Origin of the sequence: Pseudoroseomonas sp. WGS1072, assembly GCF_049340465.1 — a bacterium.
Lineage (GTDB): Bacteria > Pseudomonadota > Alphaproteobacteria > Acetobacterales > Acetobacteraceae > Pseudoroseomonas.
In genome coordinates, this window is record NZ_JBMPSU010000003.1 from 11,898 (window position 1) to 28,765 (window position 16,868).

The window sequence follows — 16,868 nt, forward strand, 5'->3', positions numbered from 1 at the left end:
AGGCGATGACGCTGGCAGGTCATACGCCGTTGTGCCAGGCGAATGGCTATGCGCGGATCTCCTGGATCGACCAGCGGACGAGATCTGGCGTGGCCGTCGAGCTGTCGACGCTTTTCGGGGTGCCAGCCGATTTGCGTCATGGCGGATCACCGCCATCATCGCGAAATCCACCATCACCAGCGACACGCGGTGGTGCCAACTATGCCAGGACCTGGTTTCGTTATGGGTCAGGCCAAGTTCGTTCTTGGCGGTCTCGAAGCTATCCTCAATGGCCCAGCGATGTCCTTCGACAGCAACGAGCGTCTCGATGGCTGTTCCGGCTGGGCAGCAGATAGTGAAGTAGGCCACTTTTCCATCGGTGATGTAGCGACGGATCAGCAGGCCGCGCGTCCACAATCCTTTGGCTCCCGGGCAGAACTCATCAGCTTCGAGGTCTGCCAACTCCAAGTAGGCCCAATCGTGCAGGCGCTCGCCCTTCGTGCCTAGACCGGCGCAAGACGTCGCCGAGCGGCAGCATCGAGATCCTTGGCGATCTCCTCGGCAGTCCCCGCAACAGCGGGTCTACCATGTCAGGTGCCAAAGTCATGGGTGGCGTTCACGCTGTTCACGTAGCTCTTGGAGCCCTCGGCCAACATCTATTCCGATCGCTGGAAGCGCTACAGCGGTCTGGTTGGGGCAGGCTTTGCCAAGCACCACCGCATCCACCAACAGAACGACCAGATCGTCGGATGCGGTCCACATCAACGGAATTTTCTGGAGCTTCCCAAAGCGGCGCCTGGCCAGGTTCAACGCAGTGCCGCCTAGCAGCTTTCCGCTCTTCCTCAAGGAGCGCGAGTTCCACTTCAATCCCGGCAGCACAACTACTACCGTCTCATGCCAATCCGTCCGACATAGCCCGCTCGGCTTCTAATCTGGACCAGACCCTCACAGTTGTTGGGTCCTAATCCGGGCCTCTTAGCCTTTCCCTCGCGATCCCTGAAGACACGGACCATTTCGCCGAAGCCGGGCATGTTGCGGGCGGCAGAAGCAGGGATCAGCTTAACGCCACGCCGAATGCCCGGCGAACCGGGCCATACCGTCGACGGAGGCAACAATGCAGACGTACCCCAGCCTGTGGCCCGAGGCTTTCGCGCAGCGCTACGAAAGCCTCGGCTACTGGCAGGCGGAAACGCTAGGCCAGGCGCTGCGCCGCTGGGCCGCGGCGCAGGTCGGCCGCATCGCCGTGACGGAGGGTGATAGGCAAATAACCTATGCCGCGCTCGATGCGCGCGTGAATCGTCTGGCTGGAGGGCTGCAGAAGCTCGGCTTGCGGCGTGGTGACCGCGTACTGGTGCAGATGCCGAACAGTATTGCCTTCGTGGCCGCGAGCTTCGCGCTGTTCCGTCTGGGCGCCGTGCCGATCTTCGCCATGCCGGCGCAGCGCATCAACGACCTCGATGCGCTGTGCGGGTTGGCGGAACCTGTGGCCTGCATCATTGCCGATCAGTTCCTCGGCTTCGACTATCGTCCCATGGCGGCGGAGCTGATGGCGCGCCATGCGAGCCTGCGCCATGTGTTGGTGGATGGCGATGCCGGGCCACACCGTCTCCTTTCCTCCGTCGATGCCCCCTTCGATGACAGCGTGCAGCCGCATCATCGCGACATCGCCTGCCTGCTGCTGTCGGGCGGCACCACGGGCACGCCCAAGCTGATCCCTCGCACCCATGCCGACTACGCCTTCAACGCCCGCGCCTCGGCAGAGCTCTGTGGCCTGACGGAGGACAGCGTCTATCTTGCAGCCCTGCCTGCGGCGCATAACTTCACCTTGTGCTGCCCCGGCATCATCGGCACGCTGGGCTGCGGCGGGCGCGTGGTGATAGCAAAGACGCCTGGCGGGGACGAGACCTTTCCGCTGATCACTCGGGAGAAGGTCACTATCACCTCGCTGGTCCCGTCCCTGGCCAATCTGTGGCTGCAGCAGCGCGAATGGGACGATACCGACCTGTCCAGCCTGGACCTGCTGCAGGTCGGCGGCGCCCGGCTGATGCCGGATTTGGCACGGCGCATCACTCCGGAACTCGGCTGCGGCCTGCAGCAGGTCTTCGGCATGGCGGAGGGCCTGCTGTGCTTTACGCGCCCGGACGATCCGCTGGAGGCGATCATCAACACCGAGGGCCGCCCGCTTTGCCCCGATGACGAGCTGCGCATCGTCGATGCCGATGGGCGGGATGTCCCGGACGGCATGGTGGGCGAGCTGCTGGTGCGCGGCCCCTACACCATCCGCGGCTACTACCGCGCGGAGGCGCATAACCGGACCGCCTTCACCCCCGACGGCTTCTACCGCTCCGGCGACCTGGTGCGCCGGCGCGTGGAGGACAGCAACATCGTCGTCGAAGGCCGCATCAAAGAACAGATCAACCGCGCCGGCGAGAAGATCGCGACGGCCGAGATCGAGGAGCATCTGCGTAGCCACCCCGATGTCGCCGATGCCGTGCTGCTCGGCCTGCCGGACGCGCAGCTGGGCGAACGCAGCTGCGCCGTGCTGATCACGCATGGGGCGCGGCCAGACCTCGCCAGCATCCATGCCCATCTGCGCGCCCGCGGGCTGCCGCGCTACAAGCTGCCGGACCAGATCGGCTTCGCCGCCAGTTGGCCGCTGACAGCCATCGGCAAGATCGACAGGCGCCGGCTCGCCACCGCCCAGATGCCGGCGCCCAGCTACCGGGAGGTCACGGTGCCGATCGCGACGGAGCCGCTGCTTCTGGCCGCGCTGCTCGGCGAGGCCGGGCTCGCCCCCTGCTTCACCGCCTATGAGCGGGATGGCGAGTGGAGCCTCGGCATCGGCAGCGTGGCGGAGATCGTCGCCGATGCGGCGCGCGTCACGCTGCGCCAGGGCGACCACACGCGGGACTGGCCTGCGGCCGATCTGCCCCTGGCGCTGGAGGCGGCGCTGGCCGCCCTGCCGCTGCGCGGCTGGCGCGCCTACGGGATGGCGGAATTCGAGCTGTCCCGGCTGTTCCACGGCCTGCCGGCGCGGGACGCCGCACGGCCGTTGCTGCAGCTTCATCTGCCTGAATACGAGATCCGCCTGCGCCATGGCACCGCGCTGCTGCGCGCCACGGACGAGGCCGGCCTCGCCCGCGCCCGCGCCGCCCTGCAGGGTGCCGAGGCCCGCGCCACGGAGGATGGCGAGGATGTGCTGGCCCGCCGCCGCGCGGACCACGCCATGCCAGTGCCCGCGCTGGCGATGGCGGGCGCCGCGCGCTATCGCCAAGGCGTCGCCAGCGCGGTGGCCGAGATCGCTGCGGGCGACTACGACAAGGTCATCCTGTCCCGCGCGGTGCCGCTGCCGGCGCAGCTGGACCTTTCGGCCAGCTATGTCGCCGGCCGCCGTGCCAACCGCCCGGCGCGGTCCTTCCTGCTGTTCCGCTCCGGCTTCGGGGCCGCGGGCTTCAGCCCGGAAACGGTGGTGGAGGTGGATGCCGCCGGCTGTGTCAGCACCCAGCCCCTGGCCGGCACCCGCGCGCTGGGCGCGGACGAGGGGCGCAACGCCGAGCTGACGCGGGAGCTGCTCCGCGATCCCAAGGAGGTGGCGGAGCACGCCGTCTCGGTGAAGCTGGCCTTCGAGGAGCTGGAGCCGATCTGCGCCGAAGGCAGTGTCGCCGTGTCCGAGTTCATGGCGGTGGCCCGGCGCGGCTCGGTGCAGCACCTGGCCTCGCGCCTCGGCGGCAGGCTGCGGCAGGGGCGCTCGGCATGGCACGCCTTCCAGGCGCTGTTCCCGGCCGTCACCGCCTCCGGCATCCCCAAGCAGAAGGCCATCGAGGCCATCGCGCGGCATGAGGACGCGCCGCGCGGCCTGTACAGCGGCTGCGTGCTGGTGGCGGACCAGGACGGCGCGCTGGATGCCGCGCTGGTGCTGCGCGCCCTGTACCGGGATGGCGAACGCTGCTGGCTGCAGGCCGGCGCCGGCATCGTCGGCCTGTCCACGCCGGAGCGCGAGCTGGAGGAGACCTGCGAGAAGCTGACCAGCGTGGCGCGCAACCTGGTGGCGCTGCCGCAGCAAGCCCGCGCACCCGGCACGCTGGAGGAGGTGTGACGCCATGAACGTCGTTCTTTCCGCCAGGCTGGACCACGCCACGCTGCGCCAGCAGGTGGCGGCGCTGCTGCCCATGCCGGGTACGGTCTTCGCCGATGATGACAACCTGATCGAGCATGGCCTCGACTCCTTGCAGCTGATGCAACTGGTCGGCCGCTGGCGCCGCGCGGGCGCGGCCGTCACCTTCGCCCAGCTGGTGGAATACCCGACGCTCGATCACTGGGCGCGCCTACTGCACGGCGCCGCCGCGCCGGCGGCCGAGGCGGTCGCGGAAGCGCCGGCGCCTGCCGACGCGCCCTTCCCGCTGACTGATGTGCAACACGCCTACTGGATCGGCCGCCGCGACGATCAGCCGCTCGGTGGCGTCGGCTGCCACGCCTATCTGGAGCTGGACGGCCATGGCGTGCAACCGGACCGGCTGGAAGCGGCCTGGAAGCGGCTGCGCCGGCACCACCCCATGCTGCGCGCGGCCTTCGGCGAGGAGGGGCGCCAGCGCGTCCTGCCCGAGCTCCCGGAGACACCGCTTGCGGTGCATGATCTGCGCAACCGGCCTGATGCCAGCGCCGCGCTGGCGGCCATTCGCGCCGGGCGTGACCATCGTCGGCTGGATGTGGCGCGCGGCGAGGTCGCCGGCCTGGCGCTGAGCCTGCTGCCCGGCGGCGCCACGCGCATCCACCTGGATATCGATCTGCTGGTGGCGGATGTGCACAGTCTGCACATCCTGCTGCGCGACCTCGCCGCTTCCTATACCCGGCAGGCGGCGCCCGCCGCGCCGGCGGATTGGAGCTTCGCCCGCTACCTCGAGGCCGAGCGGCGCCGCCGCGCGCCGCAGCGGGAACGCGACCGCGCCTATTGGCAGGCGCGGCTGGACACGCTGCCCACCGGGCCGTCCCTGCCCCTGGCCGTCTCGCCCGAACTGGTGGGGCGGCCCGAATTCCGCCGCCGCATCCATCATCTGCCGGCGGAACAATGGTCGCGGCTGCGGCGCAACGCGGCTGCGTATCAGCTGACTCCCGCGGTGATGCTGGCGACCGCCTTCGCCTCCGTACTGGCGCAATGGAGCGCCGAGCAGGACTTCCTGCTTAACCTGCCCCTGTTCGACCGCCAGCTCGGCGAGCCCGGCCTGGACGCGGTGATCGCCGACTTCACCAACCTTCTGCTGCTGCGTGCCGATCTGCGCGGCGGACTGGGCTTCCTGGAGCAGGCGCGGCGGATGCAGCGGCAGTTGCACGCCGACATCGCCCATTCCGGCTATTCCGGCGTGCAGGTGCAGCGGGACATGGCGCAGCGCCGGCAAGCGATGCAAGGCATCGCCCCCGTGGTCTTCGCATGCAACCTCGGCACGCCGCTGGCGAACGGCGAATGCCGCGCTGTGCTGGGCGAGATCGGCCACATGATCTCGCAGACGCCGGGCGTTTGGCTGGACCATCAGGTGTACGAGCAGGATGGCGCCCTGCAGCTCTGCTGGGACGTTGTGGAGGCGCTGTTCCCGGCCGGGCTGGTGGATGCGATGTTTGCCGCCTATGCGCGGCTGCTGGACTGGCTGGCCAATGACGCGGCCGAATGGCGCCGTCCCGTGCCCTCGCTGCTGCCTGCCGCCCAGCGGGCCATCCGTCAGCAGGTGAACGCGACCGCCCAACCGCTGCCCGCCGGCGCGCTGCATGACGGCGTCTTCGCCCAGGCCGCCGCCGCGCCGGACCGTGTGGCGCTGCTGGGCGTGGCACCGATCACCTTCGGCGCCCTCGCCGGGCGCGCCCTGCGCCTCGCCGCCCTGCTCCAGGCCGAAGGGGTGCGCCCGGGCGATGCCGTCGCCATCACCCTGCCGCGTGGCGTGGACCAGATCGTGGGTGTCCTCGGCATCCTCGCCGCCGGCGCAGCCTATGTGCCCGTTGCGGTGGACCAACCCGCCGCGCGGCGCGCCCGCATCCACCGCACCGCCGGCATCCGCCATGTGCTGACCGATGCCGCGCATGCCGACCTGATCGCAGACGCCGTGACCATCGACGTCTCCCGCGCCGATCACGTGGCACCGCTGCCGGCCCCCGTCCCGCGCGCCGGCGCCGACCCGGCCTATGTGATCTTCACCTCCGGCTCCACCGGCGAGCCCAAGGGTGTCGAGCTGTCGCACGGCGCCGCGCTGAATACCGTCGCCGACATCAACCGCCGCTTCGCCGTGGGACCGGAGGACCGTGTCCTCGCCGTCTCGTCCCTCGATTTCGACCTCTCCGTCTACGACATCTTCGGCCTGCTCGGCGCCGGCGGCGCCCTGGTGCTGGTGGCCGAGGATGACCGCCGCGAGGCCGCCGCCTGGCACCGGCTGATGCGCACCCACCGCGTCACCCTGTGGAACTCCGCCCCGGCGCTGCTGGAGATGCTGCTCGCCACGCCGGGCGGCCTGCCCTCACTGCGTCTCGCCCTCCTCTCCGGCGATTGGATCGCGCTCGACCTGCCCGCCCGGCTGCGCGAGCGCGCCCCCGATGCCCACTTCGTGGCGCTCGGCGGCGCCACCGAGGCGGCGATCTGGTCCAATGCCTGCGAGGTCGGCGACATCCCCGCCCACTGGCGCTCCATCCCCTACGGCACGCCGCTCGCCAACCAGCGCTACCGCGTGGTCGACAGCGAGGGGCGCGACTGCCCCGACTGGGTGGCGGGGGAACTCTGGATCGGCGGTGCCGGGCTGGCCACCGGCTACCGCGGCGACGCCGCCACCACCGCCGCGCGCTTCCACGAGATCGGCGACACCCGCTGGTACCGCACTGGCGACCTCGGCCGCTACTGGCCGGACGGCACGCTGGAGTTCCTCGGCCGCATCGACCATCAGGTGAAGATCCGAGGTCACCGCATCGAACTCGGCGAGGTCGAGACCGCCATGGAGGCGCATCCGGACGTCATCCAGGCCGCCGCCATCGCCAGCGGCGAGAGCGGCCGCCAGCGCCTCAGCGGCTTCTACAGCGGCAGCGCCACGCCCGGCGAAGTGCAGCGCCACCTGGCCGCCCAGCTGCCCGCCCATGCCGTCCCCGCCCAGCTCATCCCGCTCGACGCCCTGCCGCTCACCCCCAACGGCAAGATTGACCGCAAGGCGCTGGCGCAGCGCGCGGAGCGGGAGATCACCGCCACCACCACCGGCGCGCTCCCATCCGGCGCAGTGGAGCAAGCCGTGGCCTCGGTGTGGTGCGAGCTGCTGAACCTTCGCGCCATCAGCCGCGACGACAGCTTCCTGGCGCTCGGCGGCGACAGCCTGATGGCCACCCGTGCCGTGACGCGGCTGCGCGAGGCCGGCATCGCGAATGTCGAGTTGGGCCGCCTCTTCGCCCAGCCGGTGCTGCGCGACTTCGCCGCCGGGCTGACGCTTGGCACGGCCGCGCCGGCTTTGCCGCGCATCGAGCCGGATCCGGGGCAGCGTGCCGCGCCCTTCCCGCCCACCGACGTGCAGCAGGCCTACTGGATGGGCCGCAGCACCGATTTCGCGCTTGCCGGCGCCAGTCGAAGACCTGCTGCGGGCTCACCTGCCAGCGGCGGGCTACCTCGGTCACCTTCGCGCCAGGCTCTGCCGTCTCGGCGACAATCCGTGCCTTCTCGTCATCCGACCAATTCCGCCGCCGGCCAGGCCCCGTCAGAACCTCGACCCGGCGATACCGACACCCTTCGCGTTGTCGTTAGCGCTATCCGGTAGCTCCTTGCTCCAGACCGACCCAGCACGTTCAGGCACGCCGAGGGAAGAAGGGCCCAGAACGGCCGCTTACCGTTCTTCTGAAGAAGCCGCGGTTGCTAGTAATGGATGAGGCCACCGCCTCGCTCGACACCTGCACGGAGCGGGAGGTGCAGATGCAACTGGACCGGCTGGCCCGGAGAACCACGACGCTGGTGATCGCGCACCGGCTCTCCACCGTCCGCCAGGCCGACCAGATCGTCGTGCTGGGCGGCGGCGCGGTGATTGAGCGCAGCAGTCACAAGGAGCCCCTGCAGCGCCAGGGGCTCTATGCCTCCCTTTGGCACGCCCAAAGCGAGGAAGCAGCGGCCGGGACCAGCGATCCTTCCGAGGCTGTCAGACGTTGAACCACCTGGGTTGTCAGCGGCGTTTCGCCACTCTGAACAACATCGCGCTGATGCTCGATCGCGAGCGAGCGGGGCGCGAGGCCAGCCCCACCGCCGGAGTGCTGGCCAGCCAAACCCTGAAGTCGCCGCATGCGGCAGGCGGCGGTGGCTACGATGCCGCGAAGCGCTGCAAGGGCCGCAAACGCCACATCGCGGTAGATACCAAGGGCCGTTTGCTGATGGGCAACCTGCCATTGGCCGATGTGCCGGACGCGGCTGGGGCTAAGCTTATCGTCAAAGTGATCCGCAAGCGTTAACCCTTGCGGCTGCATCATTGGCGAGAATGACGGGGATGCCGCAGACAATTAGCCCCTTTGCGAGCGAAGAGCCTGCCACCATTGCAGTGTATCTCGCATTCCCGTGGCCAGAGATATCCTCGGTGTCCAAAGACCGGCAGGAATGGTGCGGCCAGGATCAACACTCCAGTCCCGGTGTAGCAGCTCGCGTGCCTTGCCATGCCCGAAGATGCCCTGCCGACCGGTCGCTGACGCGACAGCATCCGCCGCTATGCCGGCCAAGCTGAACAGGCGATCCGGCAGCGTCACCATGCGCGGAGGCTGGCGCCCGAGCAACTCGGCCACCAAATGCAGGATCTCCTCCATGTCATACCCTTCCGGACGGGCATCGGAGACCTCAAAGCGGCCCCCAGCGGCATCATCCGTGCACAGCATGACGATGGCCTCCGCGAGGTCCGCGGCATGCAACATGGCCAGCTTGGCGGCGGGGGCGCGGACCTGCGGCGCGACCGGAGCCGAAGCCAGCCTCTGTAGAGCGCGGCCTTCCTGGTCACCCGGCCCGTAGACTACGCCTGGGCGTAGGATAGTCCAGTCCGGGCCGACCGCCGCCTCGCCCGCCCGTTTGCTGGCGGCGTAGTCGGACAACTCCGGCTGTCGCGCGGCCAGCGAGGAAACAAGGATGCAGCGAGGCACCGAGTTTTCCGCCGCCACGATCCCGGCCAGCAGCGCCGTGCCATCCCGGTTGACCTGCATGAACTCGTCGCGGTTCCTTGCCTTGGTCAGTCCGGCCAGATGCACCACGGCGGTTGCGCCTGTCACCAGACGGCGCAACGCAGCGGGGTCGGCCAGGTCGCCCAGCACGACCTCAGGCGTGACGTTGGCCAGGCGAGGGGAGACGATGTCGTGCCGGCACAGCATTCGCACTTGCCAGCCTGCGGCGGCTAAGGCCACCGCGACATGCTGCCCGATGAAGCCGGTGCCCCCGGTCAGCGCCGCGACGGGAAGCGCTGGGACCGCGGCGGTCACGCCACCCTCCGGCCTTCGCCCTCGGGCGCGAACTCACCGGCGAGATAGCGCCGGCGGGCCCAGGCGCGGCTCAGCTTGCCGGAGGAGGTCTGCGGCAGGCTGCCCGGGCGCACCAGCACGACGCGGGCTTCTAGCCCGTGGCGGGCGCGCAGCAGGCCGGCGACCTCCGCCACCAGCCGCTCCTGTGCATCCGGGCCGGCGGCGCCGCGTGCCTCGACCAATACGACCACATGCTCGCCGGCGTCGCCATGCTCCAGCGAGAAGGCGGCGACGTCGCCGGCGCGCACGCCGGGCAACGCCTTCTCGATGGACCATTCCAGGTCCTGCGGCCAGATATTGCGGCCATTGACCAGCATCAGGTCCTTGGCGCGGCCGGTGATGACGATGTCGCCGTCCAGCAGGTAGCCGAGGTCGCCGGTGTCCAGCCAGCCATCGGCCGACAGCACCTCGGCGGTCTTTTCGGGCTGCCCGTCATAGCCCAGCATGACGCTCGGCCCCCGCACCAGGATGCGTCCGGCCTGGCGGTCCGGCAGCAGGGTACCCTCGGCGTCTCGGATCTCCACCCGGTGCCCGGGCAGCGGCGCGCCGCAGCGGACGAACTCGCGGCGCTGCGTGGTGTCCGGGCCCGCCGGCACCGCCCAGCCTTCGCGCTCCAGCCGCCCGAGGTCGATCTCGTCGGTGCGCACGCCCTCGCCGAGTCCGGCGAAGCTGATGGCTAGTGTCGCTTCCGCCATGCCGTAGCTCGGCACGAAGGCCTCGGCGCGAAAGCCGTTGGGCGCGAAGGCTTCGGCGAAGCCGGCCAGCACGCCGGGGCGGATCATGTCGCCGCCCAGCCCGGCGACCCGCCAGGAGGACAGGTCGAACTCCGGCTGCGCCGCTGCCCGGCGGCGGACGCAGAGCTCGTAGCCGAAGCTGGGACTGAAGGAGAGCGTGCCCCGGTTGTCCGACAGGATCGACAGCCAGCGCAGCGGGCGGCGGGCGAAGTCAGCGGTCGGCATCAGGTCGATCGAGAGCTGGGCGGTCATCGGCGTCAGCAGGAAGCCGACGAGCCCCATGTCGTGGTAGAAGGGCAGCCAGGACATCGCCCGGTCGCCGTCCTCCACCTTCAAGCCGTGCAGCATGATGCCGGACGCGTTGCTGATGACGGCGCGCTGACGCACCGCCACGCCGGTCGGATAGCGGGTGCTGCCCGAGGAGAACTGCAGGTAGGCGATGTCGTCGGGCCCGCTCGGCGCCGCCTGCTTGTCGCTGGGCTGCACGGCGTCGAGCTGCGCCAGCGTACCGAACACCCGCAGCCCGAGCTGCCCGGCCAGCGGCTCCAGCCAGGACAGGAAGTCAGCGGGCGAGAACAGCGCCGAGACCCGCGCGCCGCGCATCAGCCGTTCGATCAGCGCGATGTAGTTGTCCCGCCCGCCGAAGGGCGGCGGCAGCGGCAGCGGCACCGGCACCATGCCGGCATACTGGCTGGCGAAGAAGGCGCGCACGAAGTCGGGCGAGGTATCGGCCAGCATCGCCACGCGGCCGCCCCGCCGCAGGCCGGCGCCGAGCAGCCGCTGCGCAAGGGCGCGGGCGTCGTCGCGCAGTGCATGATAGGTCAGGCTGGCCACATGGCCGTCCCGCGCCGTGTGGAAGGCCAGCCCCGTGGCGCCCTGCGCCGCATAGTCCAGAGCGTCGATCAGCGTCGTAAAGTCGCTGCGACGCTGCGGCAGGCCGCTCATGGTCGGGATGGATGCCAACATGCAGGACGCTCCGGTTCTGGCAGCCCGGCGACCGGGCGGACGGGCAGGACGCGTCAGCTGCCCGGCCCCTCGCCGGAAGCGCCTCCGACGCCAAACCAAGGCAGTTGCCTAGGGTGTCATTGGAAGCACGTCAAATCCTGTCTGGGCAACCCTGCGTTGCGGCGCGGCAGCCGCCCTAGCGCGGATCGCCGCCTGATGCTTAAGTCCGCGCTCCGGCCGGAGCGGCCCACAGTACCTGTTTGCCGCGCCGTCGGCCGGGGCGCGGAACGTCGCTTGGCAGTGCATGAGGATGATAAATTGCGCGCTGTGATATTGTGTGCCGGCCAGGGCCGGCGGCTTTTGCCTCTCACGCAAAACCGACCGAAGTGCCTGCTGCCGGTGGCCGGGCGTTCGGTGCTGGAATGGCAGCTCCGCGCCCTGGCCCAGAACGGCATCACCGACGTCACCGTGGTCACGGGCTTCGCGGCCGAGGCGGTAGATGCCATGCTGCAAGGCATCGGGGAACTGGCGCACGGCGTTCGCACCCGGTTCAACCCATTCTTCGGGGTGTCCGACAACACCGGAAGTTGTTTCCTGGTGCGTGACATCATTGAGGGCGGCAGCCGCGATGCAGGCGGCTGCGTGCTGCTAAACGGCGACACGCTGTTCGAGCCCGATGTGCTGCGCGCCCTTCTGACCAATGCCGCCCTGCCCATCACGGTCGCGATCGACCGTAAGCCGACCTATGACGCCGACGACATGAAGGTGTCGCTCGAAGGCGACCGGCTGCGCGCTATCGGCAAGGCGCTGCCGCTCGACACCGTTCATGGCGAGTCGATCGGCATGCTGCTGTTCCGCGGCGACGGCGGCGCGCGCTTCGCCGAGGGCGTGGAAGCGGCGCTGCGCCAGCCGGAAGGCCTGAAGCGTTGGTATCTGTCGGTGATCAACGCGCTGTCCGCCCGGATCCTGGTCGGCGTCGTGTCGGTCGAAGGGCTGTCCTGGGGCGAGATCGACTTCCCGGCCGATGTCGCGCAGGCGGAGTTGCTCGGGCAGCGTTGGCTTGAGCTGGAGGCGGGCTAGCCGCCGGCCCGGCCGGCCAGCGCAGCTTCGGCCAGCGCCAAGTCGTCCGGCTTGTCAACATCCACCGCTGCCTCGGCGAACGGCAGCTCGACGACTGCTAACCGGGCGCCGCCGGCGCGCTGGCCCAGCAGCCGCAGCGCCGCGTCCAGCCGCAGTCGGCCCAGCGAGAAGCGCAGCAGCGCCAGCGGGCCGAGCAGCGCGACCATCGCCAGTGGCGCCTTGCGGTTCTGCTCCACCCGCTGCCAGAACTGCACCACCGCCGCCGCGCCGGGGCCGCCGATCCAGAACAGGTTGCAGCCGCTGAAGCGTCCGTCGCGGAAGCGCAGCCAGGTGCGCCGGGTGCCCGGCCAAGCGGCCAGCACCGTCTCGGCCCGCGCCAGCCCGGCCGCGACATCCGTGCCCGCCGGCACGGCCGCCATGAAATGCGCCACCATCGCCGGGGTTAGCAGCGCGTGATCGGCGGTGGTGACCAGCAGCGGCGTATTGAACTCGGCCAGCGCGGCGGCGACGCTGCGGCTGGGCGAGCCGGCGGCCTCCCGCAGCAGCAGGCCTGGGGGGGCGTCGTACCCCGCCAAGCTGCGCGCCGGCGCTTCGATCATCACCACGATGCGGCCGATGCCGGGGCTCGCCTGCAGCGCCCGCACGACGCGCGACAGCATCGGCACCCCGCCGACGGGCAGCAGCGCCTTGTGCGACACGCCGCCGGCCACCGCCATGGGGTCGGCCGCGCCGGCCCGGCTGCCGGCCATGATGATGGCGGTGACGCTGCTCACGCCGCTAGGTCCCGGCCATAGATCCGGTAGGTCTTGTAGGCGTCGCCGCCCACCGCGGCGGCCAGCCGGCGCATCGGCATGTTATCGGCCAGCACCCAGGACATCTCGATGGTGCGGATCCCCTGGGCCAGCGCCTCGCGCCGTAGGGTGTCGACGATGAACAGCGGCAGCAGCCGGCCCAGGATACCCTCGGCATAGTCCCGCCGCACGCCCATCAGCGGCACCCGCGCGGTGGAGGGGCTGCCGACCTTCAGTCGCCACAGCAGCTTGGCCCAGCCCAACGGCAGCAGCCGGCCAGACAGGTCGCGGATCGCCTCGTTCAGGTTGGGCAGGCAGACGGCGAAGGCCACCGCCCGGCCACCAGCCTCGGCGAACCAGACCAAGCGCTCGCGCAGCAGCGGCTTCAGGGCTTTGGCCATGGCGTCGACCTCCTCGGGCGTCAGCGGCACGAAGCCCCAATTGCCGGCCCAGGCGTCATTGAAGATCTCCACCAGCAGCGCGACCTCCTGGCGCAGCCGGCCGCGCCGCAGCGGCCGCAGGACCACGCCGTCCGGCAGACCGCGCTGCACCAGCCCGGTGGTGGCGGCCGGCAGCGGCGGCGCGGTGTCCACCCGGAAGGCCAGCAGGTCCTGCTCGCCGCGGTAGCCTAGCCGCTCCAGCTGCGCCGCGGCGTAGGGCGCGTCATGCGGCATCATCAGCATGGGCGGCGTGTCGAAGCCGCGTACCAGCAGCCCCGTTTCCTCGTTGATCGACAGGCTGAAGGGGCCGCTGACATGGCGGCTGCCGCGCGCCGCGCACCAGCGCTCGGCGACGCTGAGCAGCGCGGCGAAGACCGCCGGGTCATCCTCCGCCGCCAGCAGACCGAAATGCCCGGCGGGCGAGCCATCGGCAGCGGCCGGCGCCAGCCGGTCGTGCTGGGCGCTGATGCGGCCGACCACGCGGCCGCCGCGCCGGGCCAGCCAGAAGGCCACCTCGGCATGGCGGAAGAATGGGTTGTGCCGGGCGGAGAACGCCATGCGCCGTTCCTGGCGCAGCGGCGCGATCCAGTTCGGGTCGCCCCGCATCAGTCGCTCGGGCAGGCGGATGAAGGTCTCCATCGCCGCCCGGCCGATTACGGGCACGACCTCCACGGGGCCGGTGGGGTCAGCGTTCATCGTAGTGCATCAGCAGCATGGTCCCGATCGTTGCGAAGACCAGCGGCACCGACCAGACGGCCAGCGGCGCCGGCAGGATGGCGGCCTCCCCCAGCGCGCTCAGCAATCCGCCCGACAGCAGGAAGCCGAGCCCTAGCGCCAGGCACAGCAAGGGCGCCAGCATCTGCGCGCCGCGCCGGGGCGTGGCGAAGGCCATCGGCGCCGCCAGCAGCAGCATCACCAGCGGGGACAGCAGCCGGGCGGCGCTTTCGTGCAGCCGGGTGGTGAAGAAGGCGGGGCCGCGCGCCGCCGCCTGCTCGCCGCGCAGCGAGCGGGCGAGCAACCCGGGAGTCTGGGCATTGGTGGGCCGCGCCGCCGCGACGATCTCGGCCGGCGAAGGGCCTTCCGGCCAAGGCTGCTCGGCCAGGTGACGCAACGCCGTGCCGCCGGGGGCTGCAACCTGCACGTCGTGCAGCACCCAGCCTTCCGCGGCGCGGCTGGCGCGCTGCGCCTCGGTCCGCGCCAGAATCAGCCGCTCGGGCGAGCGGGTGACCAGCAGCACGCCCTGCAGCTCCCGCCCGTCGGGCGAGATGCGGTCGATGCCGATGATCTCTCCCCCCGCACGCATCCAGATCCGCGGCGGATGGGCGGCGGGCGGCTTGATGGCGCGGCTTTCCGTGCGCGCCATCCATTCCGCCAGCGCCCGCTCGGTGCGCGGCGCCACGACGCTGGACAGCACCGCCTGGACCAGCACCGCCAGCAGGCAGACCGGCAGCATCGCCGCCAGCACCCATCGCACCGGCACGCCGGCCGAGCGCAGCGCTGCCATCTCCAGCGTCATCGCCAGGCGGCGCAGCGACAGCATGGCCGCAATCAGCACCGCCAGCGGCATCATCTGCGCCAGCACGCTGGGCAGGCGCCGGGCGGCATAGAGCCATAGCTCGCCGGCACCGCCACGGGACAGCACGTCGCTGGCGTTGTCCAGAAGGTCGAGCAGCTGCAGCAGCCCGGCGAGGCCGAGCAGCGCCGCGATCACCCGCCCAAGGAACAGGCGCGACAGGTAGCGACGGCGGATCACCGGGTTGTCCCGCGGCGCCGGCGCGGCAGCCGCGCCAGGACGGTGCCCAGCAGCTGCTCGATCCCCACGAAGAAGGCGTCGAAAGGTCCTTCCTGCGGATGCCTCTCGGCCCTGCGGAAGGTCATCACGCAGAACAGCGTGAAGGCCGCGAAGACACCCCATAATAGGATCCGTGGTTCCAGCACCCCGAGGTCGCCCAGCGATTCCGCCAGCTGCACCGCGTGGTGGTAGAGCATGATGATCAGTGCCGACAGCGTCGCGCCGTACCAGCGCCGCGAGCGCTGCGAGCCCAGTGCCATGGGCACCGCCAGCAGTGGCAGCACCGCGAGCGAGACGGCGCGCACCAGCCGCCCGTGCAGTTCCGCGGCCAGCCAGCGGGCCGGTACCGGCGGCGTGCCCTCGGGCGGCGGCGTCGGCGTCGTGCGGCGGGTCCACAGTTCGTCGAGCGTCATCTCCCGTTCGTCGTCGCCGCGCGGGCGGAACACCGTCACGGCGATGGTGAAGCGGCGCGTCAGGCTGGACGTGCCGAACTGCAGCGTCGTCACCTCGCCATCCGGCGCCACGGTAACCTGCGCGCCATCCTGCAGCTCCAGCACCAGCTGACCGGCATCGCCCTGGCTGGTCAGCCAGCCGCTTTGCGCCGTGGTGGTGGAGGTGGCGCCGTCCGGGTGCTGCTGCTCGATGAATACGCCGGTCAGCTGGCCGGTCGTCTGGTCCACCCGGTCTGCGGTGACGCTGAGCCGGCGGCCGATGCGGACGAACTCGCCCGGCACCACGGTCGCGTTCCAGCCCGCATGCGTCGCGGCATCGAGCGCCGCGCGGTAGTGGTAGCGGCCGAGCGGCTGCAGGTAGCCGTAGAGCCCGAGCCCGCCCAGCGCCAGCAGCATGCCGACCCACAGAAAGGGCCGGCACAGGCGCGCCAGCGAGACGCCGATGCTTTGCAGCGCGTCCAACTCGTGATGCTCGCTGCTGCCGGCGATCACGGTGAACACACTGATGAAAAAAGCCGCCGGCAGCGCCAGCCCGACATAATGCGGCGCGAGGTAAAGCAGCAGCTGGATGATCGGGCTCATCGCGCCGCTGGGCGCCAGCAGGTCGAACAGCCGCAGCAGCCGTTCCAGCAGCAGCGCCGGCAGCACCACCACCAACGTGGTCAGCAGCGGCCGCACCAGCAGCCGCAGCAGGTAGCCGCGCACCAGAGGGCTGTGCCCGGTGGGCACCGGGGCCACCGGCGCGGCCGGGTTGCCCGGCATCAGGCGGGCTGTCCGTCCCAGAAAGCCCGCAGGGCCGCGACCATCTCCGCCTGCTGCGCGGCATCCGGCGTGACCGCCCCGCCGAGCGAGGGCGCCGCTGGCCAGCCGCGATCCTCGACCGTCAACCCGGCCCGGCTGCGGCTGCCCTGGTAGCGAGGGATGACATGGAAGTGCACGTCTGGATCGAGCATCATCAGTATCAGGTAGTTGATCTTCTCGTATTGCACGAAGCGGCCAAGCATGGTTTCGATCCGCGCCACCACGGCGGCTAGGCCCGTGAAGGCCTCCGTGCTCACCGCGCCGAAGGCGGTCACCGGCTCGCGGCAGATCAGCACCAGGCTGCCCAGGGTCGGCTGCTCGGGGCGCAGCAGCACGGTCCAGTGCTCGGTCTGGCCGACCAA

10 protein-coding genes and 4 pseudogenes are annotated in these 16,868 nt (G+C 70.7%); 5 read left to right on the plus strand and 9 right to left on the minus strand.

What is annotated here, in order from left to right:
* Window positions 1–87: 87 nt before the first annotated feature.
* Window positions 88–632: pseudogene (locus tag ACF3NH_RS19960) on the minus strand (transposase family protein); the annotation flags it as partial.
* Window positions 633–1,093: 461 nt separating this feature from the next.
* Between ACF3NH_RS19960 and ACF3NH_RS19965 the strand changes: the two are divergent.
* Both ACF3NH_RS19965 and ACF3NH_RS19970 read left to right on the plus strand, forming a co-directional pair.
* Window positions 1,094–4,075: a salicylate synthase gene (locus ACF3NH_RS19965; RefSeq protein ID WP_422925390.1), complete on the plus strand. Its 2,982-nt coding sequence runs from the start codon at window positions 1,094–1,096 to the stop codon at window positions 4,073–4,075.
* A 4-nt stretch (window positions 4,076–4,079) separates the two neighbouring features.
* Window positions 4,080–7,403 (plus strand): annotated as a pseudogene (locus ACF3NH_RS19970) (non-ribosomal peptide synthetase); the annotation flags it as partial.
* Between the two features lie 163 nt (window positions 7,404–7,566).
* Here the strand turns inward: ACF3NH_RS19970 and ACF3NH_RS19975 are convergent.
* Window positions 7,567–7,692: pseudogene (locus ACF3NH_RS19975) on the minus strand (transposase); the annotation flags it as partial.
* Between the two features lie 157 nt (window positions 7,693–7,849).
* On the opposite strand from ACF3NH_RS19975, the gene ACF3NH_RS19980 reads away from it, so the two are divergent.
* Window positions 7,850–8,131, plus strand: a complete 282-nt coding sequence (locus ACF3NH_RS19980) for a hypothetical protein (RefSeq protein ID WP_422925392.1) — start codon at window positions 7,850–7,852, stop codon at window positions 8,129–8,131.
* A gap of 23 nt (window positions 8,132–8,154) precedes the next feature.
* Window positions 8,155–8,424 (plus strand): annotated as a pseudogene (locus ACF3NH_RS19985) (transposase); the annotation flags it as partial.
* 51 nt (window positions 8,425–8,475) lie between these two features.
* On the opposite strand, the gene ACF3NH_RS19990 reads toward ACF3NH_RS19985, so the two are convergent.
* Together ACF3NH_RS19990 and ACF3NH_RS19995 are read right to left on the minus strand one after the other, a co-directional pair.
* Entirely contained in the window at window positions 8,476–9,432 is a 957-nt protein-coding gene (locus tag ACF3NH_RS19990; RefSeq protein ID WP_422925394.1) for an NAD-dependent epimerase/dehydratase family protein, read from the minus strand.
* The gene (locus ACF3NH_RS19995; protein WP_422925396.1) at window positions 9,429–11,171 is read right to left on the minus strand and encodes a fatty acyl-AMP ligase; all 1,743 of its coding nucleotides are present in this window, start codon (window positions 11,169–11,171) and stop codon (window positions 9,429–9,431) included. The genes ACF3NH_RS19990 and ACF3NH_RS19995 overlap by 4 nt, the downstream gene beginning before the upstream one ends.
* Before the next feature lie 279 nt (window positions 11,172–11,450).
* Between ACF3NH_RS19995 and ACF3NH_RS20000 the strand changes: the two genes are divergently transcribed.
* Window positions 11,451–12,230: a phosphocholine cytidylyltransferase family protein gene (locus tag ACF3NH_RS20000; RefSeq protein WP_422925689.1), complete on the plus strand. Its 780-nt coding sequence runs from the start codon at window positions 11,451–11,453 to the stop codon at window positions 12,228–12,230.
* Here ACF3NH_RS20000 and ACF3NH_RS20005 read toward each other — a convergent pair.
* From ACF3NH_RS20005 to ACF3NH_RS20025, 5 genes are read right to left on the minus strand one after another with little or no spacing between them, the layout of a single operon-like run.
* Entirely contained in the window at window positions 12,227–13,003 is a 777-nt protein-coding gene (locus ACF3NH_RS20005; RefSeq protein WP_422925398.1) for an NTP transferase domain-containing protein, read from the minus strand. The two genes, ACF3NH_RS20000 and ACF3NH_RS20005, sit on opposite strands and share 4 nt — an antisense overlap.
* On the minus strand, window positions 13,000–14,157 hold the full coding sequence (locus ACF3NH_RS20010) for a GNAT family N-acetyltransferase (protein WP_422925400.1): 1,158 nt from the start codon (window positions 14,155–14,157) through the stop codon (window positions 13,000–13,002). The genes ACF3NH_RS20005 and ACF3NH_RS20010 overlap by 4 nt, the downstream gene beginning before the upstream one ends.
* Window positions 14,147–15,214 carry an LptF/LptG family permease gene (locus ACF3NH_RS20015; RefSeq protein WP_422925402.1) on the minus strand — a complete coding sequence of 356 codons (1,068 nt, stop codon included), beginning with the start codon at window positions 15,212–15,214 and terminating at the stop codon, window positions 14,147–14,149. Before ACF3NH_RS20015 ends, ACF3NH_RS20010 begins: the two co-directional genes overlap by 11 nt.
* Complete coding sequence (locus ACF3NH_RS20020) at window positions 15,211–16,467, minus strand: LptF/LptG family permease (protein ID WP_422925404.1); 1,257 nt, start codon at window positions 16,465–16,467, stop codon at window positions 15,211–15,213. Before ACF3NH_RS20020 ends, ACF3NH_RS20015 begins: the two co-directional genes overlap by 4 nt.
* Complete coding sequence (locus tag ACF3NH_RS20025) at window positions 16,467–16,868, minus strand: HIT family protein (protein ID WP_422925406.1); 402 nt, start codon at window positions 16,866–16,868, stop codon at window positions 16,467–16,469. Before ACF3NH_RS20025 ends, ACF3NH_RS20020 begins: the two co-directional genes overlap by 1 nt.

Excerpts from the sequence above, each read along its gene's own strand:
- ACF3NH_RS19965 (WP_422925390.1), top strand. The coding sequence starts at position 1,094 with ATGCAGACGTACCCCAGCCTGTGGCCCGAGGCTTTCGCGCAGCGCTAC.
- ACF3NH_RS19980 (WP_422925392.1), top strand. The coding sequence starts at position 7,850 with ATGGATGAGGCCACCGCCTCGCTCGACACCTGCACGGAGCGGGAGGTG.
- ACF3NH_RS19995 (WP_422925396.1), bottom strand. The coding sequence starts at position 11,171 with ATGTTGGCATCCATCCCGACCATGAGCGGCCTGCCGCAGCGTCGCAGC.
- ACF3NH_RS20010 (WP_422925400.1), bottom strand. The coding sequence starts at position 14,157 with ATGAACGCTGACCCCACCGGCCCCGTGGAGGTCGTGCCCGTAATCGGC.
- ACF3NH_RS20020 (WP_422925404.1), bottom strand. The coding sequence starts at position 16,467 with ATGCCGGGCAACCCGGCCGCGCCGGTGGCCCCGGTGCCCACCGGGCAC.